Source organism: Spartobacteria bacterium UBA695, from assembly GCA_002298145.1.
In the GTDB taxonomy this organism is placed as follows: Bacteria; Verrucomicrobiota; Verrucomicrobiia; order Chthoniobacterales; family Chthoniobacteraceae; genus UBA695.
In genome coordinates this window covers 45,273-58,197 of record DBMP01000001.1, presented here as the reverse complement: position 1 = coordinate 58,197, position 12,925 = coordinate 45,273, and the positions used below count along the sequence as shown (strand labels likewise).

Annotated in this window: 13 protein-coding genes and 1 tRNA gene; 12 read left to right on the top strand and 2 right to left on the bottom strand. The window is 63.6% G+C overall.

Annotated elements, in window-relative coordinates; all coding sequences use genetic code 11:
* Position 1: 1 nt before the first annotated feature.
* The gene (locus tag B2828_RS00280; RefSeq protein ID WP_479631670.1) at positions 2-991 is read right to left on the bottom strand and encodes an MDR family NADPH-dependent oxidoreductase; all 990 of its coding nucleotides are present in this window, start codon (positions 989-991) and stop codon (positions 2-4) included.
* 143 nt (positions 992-1,134) lie between these two features.
* On the opposite strand from B2828_RS00280, the gene B2828_RS00275 reads away from it, so the two are divergent.
* The 7 genes from B2828_RS00275 to B2828_RS00245 all read left to right on the top strand — a co-directional run bounded on the left by B2828_RS00275 (position 1,135) and on the right by B2828_RS00245 (position 7,684).
* Entirely contained in the window at positions 1,135-2,004 is an 870-nt protein-coding gene (locus B2828_RS00275) for a cation diffusion facilitator family transporter (protein WP_479631669.1), read from the top strand.
* Between the two features lie 171 nt (positions 2,005-2,175).
* Positions 2,176-3,981, top strand: a complete 1,806-nt coding sequence (locus B2828_RS00270; protein WP_479631668.1) for a PocR ligand-binding domain-containing protein — start codon at positions 2,176-2,178, stop codon at positions 3,979-3,981.
* Between the two features lie 34 nt (positions 3,982-4,015).
* Positions 4,016-4,090, top strand: a tRNA-Glu gene (locus tag B2828_RS00265).
* Positions 4,091-4,289: 199 nt separating this feature from the next.
* Positions 4,290-4,820: a nitroreductase family protein gene (locus B2828_RS00260; protein WP_479631667.1), complete on the top strand. Its 531-nt coding sequence runs from the start codon at positions 4,290-4,292 to the stop codon at positions 4,818-4,820.
* Positions 4,817-5,650, top strand: a complete 834-nt coding sequence (locus B2828_RS00255; RefSeq protein WP_479631666.1) for a 4Fe-4S binding protein — start codon at positions 4,817-4,819, stop codon at positions 5,648-5,650. The genes B2828_RS00260 and B2828_RS00255 overlap by 4 nt, the downstream gene beginning before the upstream one ends.
* A gap of 20 nt (positions 5,651-5,670) precedes the next feature.
* Positions 5,671-6,522 (top strand): 4Fe-4S binding protein, encoded by an 852-nt coding sequence (locus tag B2828_RS00250; protein ID WP_479631665.1) that lies wholly within the window; start codon positions 5,671-5,673, stop codon positions 6,520-6,522.
* Positions 6,523-6,925: 403 nt separating this feature from the next.
* A complete protein-coding gene (locus B2828_RS00245) occupies positions 6,926-7,684 on the top strand; it encodes an SDR family oxidoreductase (protein WP_479631664.1) in 759 nt (252 codons plus the stop codon).
* Positions 7,685-7,709: 25 nt separating this feature from the next.
* Here the strand turns inward: B2828_RS00245 and B2828_RS00240 are convergent, their stop codons facing one another.
* Positions 7,710-9,737, bottom strand: a complete 2,028-nt coding sequence (locus B2828_RS00240; protein WP_479631663.1) for an alpha-amylase family protein — start codon at positions 9,735-9,737, stop codon at positions 7,710-7,712.
* A 79-nt stretch (positions 9,738-9,816) separates the two neighbouring features.
* Between B2828_RS00240 and B2828_RS00235 the strand changes: the two genes are divergently transcribed.
* From B2828_RS00235 to B2828_RS00215, 5 genes are all read left to right on the top strand, one after another.
* The gene (locus B2828_RS00235; protein ID WP_479631662.1) at positions 9,817-10,677 is read left to right on the top strand and encodes a helix-turn-helix domain-containing protein; all 861 of its coding nucleotides are present in this window, start codon (positions 9,817-9,819) and stop codon (positions 10,675-10,677) included.
* A gap of 82 nt (positions 10,678-10,759) precedes the next feature.
* A complete protein-coding gene (locus B2828_RS00230; RefSeq protein WP_479631661.1) occupies positions 10,760-11,413 on the top strand; it encodes a DUF1573 domain-containing protein in 654 nt (217 codons plus the stop codon).
* Entirely contained in the window at positions 11,397-11,825 is a 429-nt protein-coding gene (locus B2828_RS00225; RefSeq protein ID WP_479631660.1) for a rhodanese-like domain-containing protein, read from the top strand. Before B2828_RS00230 ends, B2828_RS00225 begins: the two co-directional genes overlap by 17 nt.
* Positions 11,810-12,244, top strand: a complete 435-nt coding sequence (locus tag B2828_RS00220; protein WP_479631659.1) for a MauE/DoxX family redox-associated membrane protein — start codon at positions 11,810-11,812, stop codon at positions 12,242-12,244. Before B2828_RS00225 ends, B2828_RS00220 begins: the two co-directional genes overlap by 16 nt.
* Positions 12,245-12,296: 52 nt before the next feature.
* Positions 12,297-12,854, top strand: a complete 558-nt coding sequence (locus B2828_RS00215) for a hypothetical protein (RefSeq protein WP_479631658.1) — start codon at positions 12,297-12,299, stop codon at positions 12,852-12,854.
* The last annotated feature ends 71 nt before the right edge of the window (positions 12,855-12,925 follow it).

Genomic DNA, 12,925 nt, shown 5'->3' with positions numbered 1-12,925 from the left:
CTTAGGCCTGCCCGAGCAGGATCTTGCCGCCGCGGCTGCCTTGCAGGGCGCGCGTGATGGCCTCGCGAACCTCGCTTACCGGGTAGATTTTCTCCACCGGCGTCTGGAACGTCCCCGCCTTCGCCAGCTCCAGGAGCTGGGCAAAGAGGGCGCGGTGCTGGTCCACGGTCGTATTTTTGTACCAGCGCGTCATCCAGTAGCCGACGAACTGGATGTCCTTGAAAATCAGGAACCCCGTCGGGATCTTCATCGGCTGGCGGCTCATCGCGCCGAACGTCACGACCTTGCCGCCGTTGGCCAGCGCGCCCGCCACGCGGATGGCGCTCTCGCCGCCCACGGAGTTGAGCCCCAGGAGGATCTTCGCCCCGCCCGTGCTTTCCTTGATCTTATCCTTGGCGGTCTCGTCGTCGAGCAGCACCACATCGGCCCCGAGGGCCTTCAATTCGTCGATCAGCTCCGGGCGGCGGACCAGGCTCACCGTCTTGAGGCCGATCTTCTGCGCAATGGCGATCACCGAGCGGCCCACGCCGGAGTTGCCCCCGTTCTGGATCACCCAGCCGCCCGGCTGCGGGGCCACAAAGTCGTGCAGCATCCGCCAGGCCGTCGCCGGGTTCACCCGGATCATCGCGGCTTCCTGGTAGGGCACCCCCTCGGGCACCGGGAAAAGATCCGAGGCCTTCGCAATCACCTCCTCGCGCCAGGAACCCAGGCCCGCGGGCAGCAGTACGGCGCTCCCGACCTTCAGATCCGTGGAGGTCACTCCCTCGCCCAGCTCGGCGATGGTGCCCACCCCCTCGATGCCAGGCGTGGCCGGGAGCGGGTAGCGGGCGGGGTACTTGCCCTCGATCGTGTTCAGGTCGGCCGGGTTGATCGGCGCGAGAATGCGGTTCACCCGGACCTCGCCCAAGCCGGGCTTGGCCGGAGCGATTTCTTCGACTTCAACGGTTTCGGCGGGAACGCCATATTGACGGTAAATGACGGCTTTAGGCATAGTTTGGTTTTGTAAGAAGAGTCGCCTTGAAGCCGCCCGGCGGTCAATCTTTCTTCTTCTTCTCTTTTCCCAGCTCCAGAAGCCCATTGCGCGGCAAAAAAAAGAGCTTGAACCCACGTCGCGAAGCCTCAATTTTCTCCCGCATGTCGCTGCACGATCGAGGCCAGCAACTGGCCCTCCAGGGGGTGGTTATCAATATCGCGCTTGCCGCCGTTAAGATCGGTGCGGGCGTGTTTGGTCATGCCTATGCCCTGATCGCCGATGGCGTGGAGTCGCTGCTCGACGTGGGCAGCTCGATCATTATCTGGAGCGGCCTCAAGTTCGCCGCCATCCCGCCCGATGAGGAACACCCCTACGGCCACGGCAAGGCGGAGCCGATTGCAGGGCTCGTCATTTCCCTTATCATCCTTTGCGTCGCCGCCGGGCTCGCCTACGAGAGCGTCCGGGGCCTGCGCGCGGTCGAGCAGCAAATGCCCAAGGCCTTTACGCTCGTCGTGCTGGTCGGCGTCGTGATCATTAAAGAATTCCTTTTCCGCCGCCTGGCCAAGGCGGGCGACGACGTTGCGAGCACCTCGCTGAAGGCCGAGGCCTGGCACCAGCGCAGCGACGCCATCACGTCTGCCGCCGGGTTCATCGGCATCTCCATCGCGCTGGCCGGGGGCCCGGGCTACGAAGTGGCCGACAAATGGGCCGCGCTTGCCGCCTGCGCCGTCATTGGCACCAACGGCGTCCTCTTGCTCATCCCGGCCGTCCTGGAAATCATGGACACCGCCCCGTCGCGCGATTTCAGCGCGGCCATCCGGGCGACGGCCTGCACGGTTCGCGACGTCAAGGCCATCGATAAATGCTACGTGCGCAAGATGGGCCTGGAATACTACGTGGACATCCACGTGCGCGTCGACGGCTCGCTCACCGTCCGGCGGGGGCACGCCATCGCCCACGAGGTCAAAGACTGCCTGCGGGATACCCACCCGGCCATCCGGGATGTCCTGGTCCATATCGAACCGGCGTAGAGCGAGCCACAGTGTAGAGTGGGTTGCAAACCGGGGGCGCGCACCTTATTCTTTAGGGTCAGAACCTCTAATGGCAGCCATCTTGGAAGAGCCATGCGCGATCTATTTCACGTTCCGGTTGGAGCCCCACCCCCCCTGCGGTTAATTCGACGTTTTTTGGTCCCGGGCGGGATGTTGCTTGGCGTCATCGCCGCCTTTTTTGCCGGGCGGCGCACCCAGCCTCCCCGGGGACCGGCCCTGGAAAAACGGCGCGTATCCCTCGAGCGGCCCGTGAAGGGAGGCGGCGCTCTTCGGTTCCAGGATTTATTCGACCTGGGGGAAATCCAGCGCATCCAGGACGCGTTTTCCACCGCCACGGGCGTAGCCTCCATCATCACCGACGCCAACGGGCGCCCCCTCACCAAGCCGAGCAACTTCTGTACGCTTTGCCAATTAATCCGCGCCACGCCCAAGGGCCGCCGGAACTGCTATCGATCCGACGCCACCCTGGGCCGGACCCACCCCGAGGGGCCCATCATCGCCCCGTGCCTCAGCGGCGGGCTCTTTGACGGCGGCGCCAGCATTTGCGTGGGCACCGAGCACATCGCCAACTGGCTGATCGGCCAGGTCCGGGACGAATCCATTTCCGACGAGCAGCTCATGGGCTATGCCCGGGACATCGGCGCGGACGAGGGCCGTTACCGCGAGGCCCTTGCCCAAGTGCCGCACATGTCGACCCAGCATTTCAAGCAAGTGGGGGAGGTGCTCTACCTCATCGCCGGGCAGCTCTCCAAGCTGGCGCTGCGCAACGTCCAGCAGGGCCGGGTGATCGACCAGCTCGAAGAGATCCAGGCCGAGCTGCGGGCGGCCAAGGAAACCGCCGAAGCCGCCAGCAGCGCCAAGGACCAGTTCCTGGGCGTCCTGAGCCACGAGCTGCGCACCCCGCTCACCGCCGTCCTGGCCACCGTCGCCATGCTTCGCGAAGAGAGCGGCTTCTCCGACGAATCCCGCGAAGACCTGGAGCTCATCGGCCGCAACGTCGCCCTCGAAGCGCGCTTGATCGACGACCTCCTGGACGTCACCCGCATCGGCAAGGGCAAGCTGGAGATCACCCCATCCGACACCGACGTCCATGCCTGCCTTCGCAGCACCGTGGAGATCTGCAAAAGCGACGCCGTGGCGAAAAAGCAGACCGTCAGCCTCCATCTGGAAGCCCCGCATCACCACGTCAACGGCGACGGAGCGCGGCTCCAGCAGGCCTTCTGGAACCTCCTCAAAAACGCCATCAAATTCACGCCCGAGGGGGGCCGCATCGACGTCAGGACCCGCGACGACGGCGACCGGATCGAGGTCGAAGTGGCCGACACCGGCATCGGTATCGAGCCCCGGGACATCCCGCGCATCTTCGAGGCCTTCGAGCAGCTGGGGCAGAAACGGGGCTCCGGCGGGCTGGGCCTGGGCCTCAGCATCGCCAAGGCCGTCGTGGATCTCCATCACGGCTCGCTGAGCTGCCAGAGCCAGGGCCTTAACCGCGGCTGCACGTTCACCGTGGACCTGGGCTGGGTCCCCGCCCCGGAGGCCATTTCCGAGGCCGTCTCCGTGCCCGCCGCGCCGCCGACGGAGGCGAAAGGCGTCCGGGTGCTGCTGGTGGAGGACCACCGCGACACCCTGCTCGTCCTCTCCCGGATGCTCCGCAAATGGGGCTACGCCGTGACCCCAGCCGATACCTATGCCGCCGCGCTCGAACACGCCCGCAACGCCTCTTTCGACATCCTCGTAAGCGACCTCGGCCTGCCCGACGGAAGCGGCCTGGAGCTCATGCGCCAGCTGCGGATTCCCGGCATCGCGCTCAGCGGCTACGGCACCGAGAACGACCTACGGGCGAGCCGCGCGGCGGGATTCAACGAACACCTCGTCAAACCGGTAGGCCTGGAAGCCCTGCACAAAGCGCTTCAAAAGGAGGAAGGGCGGCTGCTAAGTAGATTTCCGTTGCCATAAGCCAAAAACGCCGATACTCTCTCTCCTCCCAAACGGCGCGTTCGTCTAGAGGCTAGGACACAGCCCTCTCAAGGCTGGTGCAGGGGTTCGATTCCCCTACGCGCTGCCACTTTTTCGGATCTCTCTGAAAGTGGCTTGCATAAAGAACCCACGGGCGACTCTCCCTCCGAGCCGCATCCCGAGGCGGGAAAAACGCATCGCCTTTCGCTACGGCCAACGGAAATCATTGTTCGGGGTGATCGCGCAAAAATGACCCAAAGCTGCGGAGCTGCTTGGCATTCTGTTAAAATCCTATATACCTAGTGCGTATGATTAACCTCCTTCGAAAACGCCGCAGCATCCGCCGGTACACCTCCGAGCCGGTGAATCGGCAATCCCTGGATTTACTCGTCGAGGCGCTGCTCCGCTCTCCCACTTCGCACAATGGCAAGTCGTGGGAATTTATTGTCGTGGACGATCCCGCGTTATTGGAAAAGCTTTCCACGGCGAAGCTTCGTGGTGGGGCCTTTTTAAAAGGAGCCCCGCTGGGCATCGTCATCGCGGCCGATAGCGCCAAGTCCGACGTTTGGATTGAGGACACCTCGATTGCGGCCATCCTGGTGCAGGCGCAGGCAGAGTCGCTTGGCCTGGGTAGCTGCTGGGTGCAAATTCGCAACCGCCCCCACGACGCCGAGACGTCGGCGGAGGCTTTTATCCAGGAGCTGCTTGGCTTGCCTGAACAGATCAAGGTTACCGCTGTGATCAGCATCGGTCACCCCGACGAAACCAAGCCCCCCATCGCGGCCGACAAACTGGATTACCACAAGGTAAAATATAACCACTACTCAAAGCAGCTATGAGCCAGCAGGGGGCCGCACCGCTCACGAAAGCGGAAATCATCGCCGAGGCGAAACGGCTGGGCGCGGAGCTGGTCGGCTTTGCATCCGTCGGGCGCTGGGCGGAGCACGGCGATCTCTCCTGGGAGTACGATCCCCAGCGGCTCTGGCCATTGACCAAAACGGTCATCGCCATTTCCATTCCATCGCTCCTGCCGATCACGGAAACGAAGATCAATGCGGTCTACCACGCGCAATACACGAACACGAACCAGTTGCTGGACGAAATCGCCTACCGCTTATCTGCGTTTCTGAACCGCCACGGCCACGCCGCCTTCAATATTTGCCGGGACGGCTACGGGGTCGACGCCATGCGACTCCGCCCCGTTGCCGTGTTTTCCCATGTTTGGGCGGCTCATTATGCGGGCTTGGGCGAAGTGGGGTGGAATCATTGCCTCATCACGCGCGAGTTCGGCCCTCGGCATCGACTCGTTTCCGTGCTGACCGCGCTCGAACTGGAGGGCGACCCCATGGTCGAGGAGGGTTCGATTTGCAACAAGTGCCAACTCTGCCAGAAAGCCTGCCTCACGCAGTCCTTTTCCGGCAACAAGCACAAGGACCGGCGCTCCAATATGAATAAGTACGCCTGCTTAAACCGGCGTGCAAAATTCAAAGGGGAGCCCTGCGGCTACTGCCTTAAAGTCTGCCCCGTGGGCGAGGATCGCAAGCGCTTCCAAAGCCGCAAGGTCAACCACTATTTCGAAGAACGCACCGCCTTCTTTGCCAAAAACAGGGTGTCGCTGGACCCAGTTCATCCCATGAATCTGGGGCCGCTCCCTTCGTCGGAATCCTGAAGCAAAATTTTCCAAGTCTTATGCCCGCCCCAACCTTGACCAAAAATGAAATTATTGCCCGCGCCCTCGAATACGGGGCGGAATCCGTGGGTTTTGCGCCGGTGAGCCGCTGGGATGACTTCGCCGAGGTCCCGCCGGAATTCCGACCCCTCGCGATCTGGCCGCTGGCGAAAACGGTGATCGTCCTCGGGGTGCCTCTCTGGTTGCCCATCGTGGAAGCCGCGCCCTCGGAGCTTGGCCGCGAACAATACCTCATCACCAACGACCTGCTGGACGAAGTGGCCTACCGCGTCGCCGGGTTGCTGAACCGCAACGGCCATGCCGCCATCAATCTGCCGCGCGACGGCCAGGGCGAACCCGAGGTGCTGGCGGAACCCCCCACGGCGATTTTCTCCCACGTTTGGGCCGCCCACCTGGCGGGCCTTGGCACCGTGGGCCGCAGCCGGGCATTGCTGACCCGGGCCTTCGGACCCCGGCAAAGGCTGATTTCCGTCTTCACGGAGCTGGAGCTGGAAGGCGATCCGCTGCCCACGGAAACCCTCTGCCGCGACTGCCATCTTTGCGAGCAAATCTGCCCGGTCAAAGCGCTCTCCAGCCAGGCGGGGCGCCCCTACGCGGACTTCGACCTCGAGGCTTGCGCGGCCAACGGCAAGCGGCTCCGCGCCGCCTTCCGCAACCCGTGCGGATTCTGCATCAAGGTCTGCCCGGTCGGCGAAGACCGCCAGCTTTTTCAAAGCACCAATACGCAGAAGTATTTCGACGAAGCCGCGGTGCTCGCTGAGGACCCCTTCGCGCCCGAGTACCAGGACTGGCTGCATATCCGCAAATATGGCGGATTCCAGTTACCGGAAGATCCCGTTTCCATTCGATGAGGCATCACCTCATCACCACTCGATCGATGCACAGCCTGTTCCCAGGAATAAAAAAACGGCGAACGTTGCCAGGTAAAACAATCTCATCACGGTCCGGGTATTCACGAGAGCTGAGCATTGCCGTTCGCTAAAACAGGGGCCAGTTAATTCCACGGGGGTTTCCCTGCACGATCGGTCGGGCTTTTTTGTATCACCCGATTGGTCCCGCAGCGAACACCCCCAAAGGTGCTCTTCATGGCTTTTTGTCTATTAGGTGTCTAGAATAATACGATTTACACAGATAAAAGGCATTAAGTCTCACGCAAAGACGCAAAGAAGAAACGCATCTGCCTTCTTTGCGTGAGATATTTTTTATAGAGAGGCCGTTTAGTGGCGTTTGACTATGAAAGTCGTATAAAAAGTCATGAGCACTCATCCGCAAAACCATCCTGCCAGGGTCGCCATCGTCACCGGGTCCTCCCGCGGGATCGGGGCCTCCATCGCGCGCCGCCTGGCCGCTGATGGCATCGCCGTCGTCATCAACTACGCGGGCCGCAAAGCCGACGCCGACGCGGTCGTCCGGGAGATTGGCGAACAGGGGGGGCAAGCGGCGGCCATCCAGGCCGATGTCTCGGTTCCCGCGCAAGTCGCCGCCTTGTTTGACCAAGCGGCTGCGCTTTTCGGTGGCGTGGATATTTTGATCAACAACGCCGGGATTATCCAGCCGGGCCAGACCTTGCTTGCCGATACCGATGACGATCTTTTTGATCGCCTGGTGGCGGTGAACCTCAAGGGAACCTTCAACACGCTGCGGGTCGCGGCTTCGAAGCTTCGCCCCGGGGGGCGCATCGTCAATTTTTCCAGCAGCGTCAAAGCCCTCGCGCTGCCGGGTTACTCGATTTACGCCGCGACCAAGGCGGCGGTCGAGACGATGACGAATATCTTTGCCAAGGAACTGCGGGGCCGGGGCATCACCGTCAACGCCATCGCCCCTGGGCCGACCGCCACCGAGCTTTTCCTGAAGGACAAAACGCCGGAACAGATCGAGCACCTTGCCAAGCTGCCCCCCATGGGACGGCTCGGACAGCCCGAGGATATCTCCCGCGTCGTGGCCTTCCTGGTGGGCCCCGATGCCGGGTGGGTTGACGGCCAGACGCTGCGGGTCAACGGCGGCATCATCTAGACGCCGCCGTCCTCCCAAGAGGGGTTTACGCCTCGTGCAGCGCCACGATCTGGTGGCAGGTGAAGGAGGGGATCGTGAACTCGATGCGCCCTTCGCGGCAGGTGATCGGCAGTTCCTCTCCCTGAGGCTCCAGCGTGGCCCGTGCGATGGGGGCTTCTGAGCAGACCGATACCCCGATGTTCGCCAGCGGCTCCAGGTCTTCGATGACTTCCACCACCGCGCTGTTTTCCTGCCACTCTTTGGCCAGGCCGCCCCGGGTTTGCTTGCTCGCGTAAAGGAGGTGGAGCACCTGGCGCTTCTCGGGGGCCTGGCGGTGAAGCGTCACCCGCGCGCCTGTGGGGAGGTTGGTTCGCACCGTCCGCGTCTCGCCCAGGAGCGCGTCGATCACCTTGAGGGCCAGCTCCCGCTGCACCAGCGTGCCGTTCCAGCGGTAGATCGAGAAAACCGGGTGGGCGAGGTAGGCGAGGTTGCCGTGGATGACGCCCGCGTCGTAGCCGGAGGGTTCGGGCTGGTAGGGGGTGTGGCGGTGACTGCAAAAATGGGCGTAGGTGCGGTTGAAGTACGGGTCAAAGATCTGGCCGAGGCTTTGCCCTGTGGTCGCCTTGATCCGGTGCGAAGCGCCGTAGGAGACTGAGGGCGTGCGGATGAACGCAGGCCGGAAGCCGGGCGCGGGCAGCAGGTAATCGGGCGAGAACGGGCTCTCGCCGGAGTAATCCGCTCCGAGGTCCCAGGCGAACGCCGCCGTCCCTTTTTTCAGCCCGCTGGCGCCGGAGAGGAGCAGCTTGCCGCCGCCCGCCAGGAAGCCGTCGAGCCGGGCCCGGAGGTTCTCGTCGATGGCGATATTATCTGGTAACACCAGCAGTTTGAACGCTCCGAAATCCGCCGTCCGGTCGACGAGCGCGAAGAGGTGGTGGCCCTCCAGCAGGATGCGGCATGCGCCGGTGTCCGCTGCTCCAGTCGCTTCGCTGCGGCCGTTCTCGGCTTCGCTGGAGAGGATCGCGATGTCGGCCACGGGGAGTGTGCCGGTGCACCAAGGCTCGGTCGCGGCCAGCTCGTTGTAGGCCTCGCCGATGATCTCGTAGGTCGAGGGGTCGAGCCGCCCGTCGGGGTGGAGCTGGTCGCCCACGCTGCACTTCGCGCCAAAGGCCGTCATCGCGGCGCATTCGTAGCGCAGGGCGTTGGGGTGCTTGAAGCCGCCGAATTCACCCCAGGAAAGGTGGAACTTCCCGGTCATCCCGAGGTAGTCGAGCCCCACGCGCGAGGCATAGGCCGCCGACTCGGGGAAATGGTCATAGCCCCAGCCGCCGGTCGGCAGCGATTCCAGCTCCAGGTGGCTCTGGTATTGCAGCAGGTCGCGGTCCTCGCGGCTCACGTTGCCGCTGTTGTGGAATACCGGCATGGCGGCGTCCTTGATCTTGCAGGCAGCGGTCGTGGCCCGGTAGTAGCGCTCCAGCGCGAGGCGGGCCGACGCCTTGCGGTCTTCCTCCTTGAGCGGGTCCAACCCCAGGCGCTTCATTTCCTTCATGCACCAGTTGCAGCAGCACTCGCCTTGGTAGATAATATCCAGGAATATCCCGTCGGCCTCGGGGAAGAGCGTCACCGCCTCCTCGATCTGGCGGCAGAGGTAGTCGAGGTAGGGCGTGTTGAAACAGAGCTTGTGGAAGCCGGGCTGGAGAGGGGTAGTATTATTCCATACCGCGCCGCCGGGGCCTCCCGAGGCGTTGAGTTCGCGCCACTCCGGGTGGGTCAGGGTGATGGTGTTGTCGAGCCCCGCCGAGAGGTAGACCGGCACGCGCACGTCGATTTCCTTGCAGGCGTCAATCTGCTTGCGCAGCAGGTCGAACTTCAAATGCGGGTGCATCACGCCCACCCGCGTCGGGTGGTAGCTTAGGCCGTGGTGACATTTGGAAAAGCAGGTGATGGAATCGACCGCCGCGGCCTGGAGCGTCTCCTGCCAGGCCTTTTTGTCCCACGCGGTCCCGATGCCTTCGATGTCGGGGGAGGTGTGAAAGTCGAGGTGGACCTGGCGGAAGCGAAGTTTTTTGGGGATCATAGCGCGGTATGTCTTTTAATGATGGACTTAGGGAGGGTTGAGATTGTCATATCCTAGCGCTTGAGGCATAAATACGTCTGTGCCGAATCGTGCTTTTGTTATATCCAAAAATGATCTGATCCGGTGGAAAGACCCCCGGCAGCTGCGTTCCGCGGCGCTCCACGATGTAGCCCCCGCCGGAGGGGGCGGCTTCCAGCTTCACGAATGCGGCTTCCTGCCCGACTGCGGCGACTGGAACTACGACGGCCTCTGCAACCCGTTCTGGCGGCTTTACTACAACGGCAAAAAAGGTTCGGCGGTGGTCGTGGCGGGCCGCCGGTTGGCGCTCTCTCCCGGCGAACTGCTCATCATCCCGGAAAACACGCCCTTTGACTCCCGGGGAGCCTCCGGGGTGCCGCATCTGTGGGTCCACTTTTCGCCGCCGCTGGTAATGGGCCTGGCCCACGAGGTTCGCCGCGTCCCGCTCACCGGCCCGATGGGGGCCAATCTTGCCGCCTTGCGCGAATGCCTGGCCGAAGCCGTGCCGCCGCCCGAGGGAAAATGGCGCCTCTACCAGCTTACCCTAAGCCTGCTCCACGCCTGGGCGGCGGAAATGCCCGGCCCGGGCCCGGGCTTCCCCCCCGCGCTGGGAGCCGTGCTGGAGCGCATCGAGCGTTCCCTGCCGGGCGACCTCTCCAACGCCCTCCTTGCCTCCCAGGCAGCCATGAGCCTGGAGGGATTCATCCGCTGGTTCAAGGAATGGACCGGCGCCACGCCCGCCCGGTACGTTGCCCGGCGGCGGATTCGCGAGGCGTGCCGCCTGCTGCTCTTGTCAGACGCCTCCATTGAGGAAATCGCCGAGGCCACCGGGTTCGCCAACCGGCACCATTTCAGCCGGGTCTTCCTGCGCTACACCCGGCGCGGGCCCGCCCAATTCCGGCGGGAAGAGCGGCGCTGGTAGGAGATGCCCCTACGCCTCCCAGAATCCCCAGAATCCCCAGAAGCACCCACCAGACCGACGACCGGCCCGCGATTCAGGGAGTATGAGGCTCATTCCCTTTTTGATCATCACGGCCGCCCTGACCGGTTGGGTAAACGCAGATTCGGCGCTGAAATGGGACCGCAAAACGGTCGAGGCCCAGGGCGTCCCGGGAGAAAAAACCGTCCGGGCGGAGTTTGGCTTCACCAACGTCTCGAAACAGCCGGTGGTGATCGACTCCGTCAAGCCCGGCTGCGGCTGCACCACCGCCGCGCTCGATAAGAAAGTCTACCAGCCCGGCGAAAAAGGGCAGATCGACGCCATATTCACCCCCGGCTCGCGCAAGGGGACCCAGGCCAAGGCCATTGCGGTGAAAATCAAGGGCGAACCCGAGCCCGTCACGCTGACCCTCGTTGCCCGCATTGGCGACGCCGTCCAGCTCGATCCGCCGCTCGTCTTCTGGCGCACCGGCGAAGAGCCCCGGCCGAAAACGATCCGCGTCCGGGTGCCTTCGGAAGCGGGGCTTAAAATTGTCGGTGTCTCCTCTAACAACCCGCTGTTCACCGCCAAGGTCTCGACGGTCAAGGAAGGGGCGGAATACCAGCTGAGCGTAGCCCCCTCCGCCACCGGGGAAAAGCAAACGGCCGTTCTCAAGCTCCAGGGCGTCACGCGCTCGGGAGAGAACAAGGACTTCCAGGCCTATGCTCAGGTTAAGTAGAGAGGCGCTTCGGCGGGCTGCCTGCCAGGCCGTGGCGCTCGTGGCCCTGGCCGCTTGCGGCGCGGGGATCACCGCATGGCTGCGGGGTGGTCTGCCGCAAAAGCCCGAGCCGGAGCCGCAGGAAATCACTTTGGAAGAGGCCTTGCGCGAGAAGCCGCTCTGGATCGACGCCCGGCCGAGGGCGGACTACGAGGCCGAGCACATCCCGGGCGCGCTGCTGCTCAACGTGGCGGAGTGGGACGCGGCCCTCCCGGTGCTGCTCGAAAAATGGGAGCCCGGGCGTGCCGTTGTCGTCTATTGCGCCTCTCCGGCGCAGGCCGACAGCCACGAGGTGGCCTCTCGGCTGCGGGACTTTAATCTCGGCACCGTCGGGATCTTGCAGGGAGGCTGGAACACATGGAAAACGCGCTGAAGCCGTGGGGCCGCCTGTTGTTGCGCTGGGTCATCGGCTGGCTCTTCATCGTCGCGGGCGTGCTCAAGGTCGTGGACCCGGTGGCCTTTGTGCAAGCCGTTGAGGGCTACCGGATTCTATCCGGCCCGGCGGCGTCGCTGCTGGCGCTTTACCTCCCGTGGCTAGAGATTTTATGCGGAGCGGGCCTGGTGGTGCGGCGTTTTTACACCGGCTCGATCGCCCTGCTGGCGGCCCTCACCGTGGTCTTTATCGTCGCCCTGGTGAGCGCCTGGGCGAGGGGGCTGGATATCGAATGCGGATGCTTCGGCCCGAGCGGGTCGGTCGGGCAGATCGGCGTCGCGCTCTTTCGCGATCTCGTTCTGCTGGCGGCGCTGGCCTGGCTCTGGCTTGAGGAACAAAAAAGCGCGCGCCCGGTGTAACCCAAGCGCGCGCTGTTTTTTTTAAAGGTTGAGTTAACCCCGGAAGCTAGGGATGTACCTGGCCATCGGGTTGTCCCGGGAGAGGCTTTTTCTTGCGGGGATCATCTTTGCGGTGATCGACCGGCTGCTGGTTATTCGTCGGCTGCTGGGCTCCCGGGCGCTGGGCTCCTGGCTGTTGGCCGCCAGGGCGCTGAAACTCAGGCCGTTGGCCGCCAGGGCGCTGAAACTCGGGCCGTTGGCCGCCAGGGCGCTGAAACTCGGGCTGTTGGTTGCCGGGGCGCTGAAACTCAGGCCGTTGGTTGCCGGGGCGCTGAACTTCAGGCCGTTGGAAATTCGGGTGGTGATAGTCCGGGCGGTGATCCGGGCGGAAATCCCCCCGGTGGTGCGGCGGCGGCATGCGGAAGCGGTCCGGATACATCATCCGGTCCCGGCGATAGATCTCGGGATGGCGTTGATAGAAATACCGGTCGTGGCGGATGCCCCTTTCAATGATGACAATCTCGGGAACAAAAATCTCGTCCGGAGGATACGGGGCGGCCTCTACATAGCCGCCACGATAAATGGGGCCGTTGGGTGGGGGAGGAAGCGGTTCGACAACGCAACCGGCTGAGAGGCAAGCACCTGCCAACGCGGTAATCAGGGTAATATTGGGTCTCATGATGAGGGGTGCCACTCTGCGGA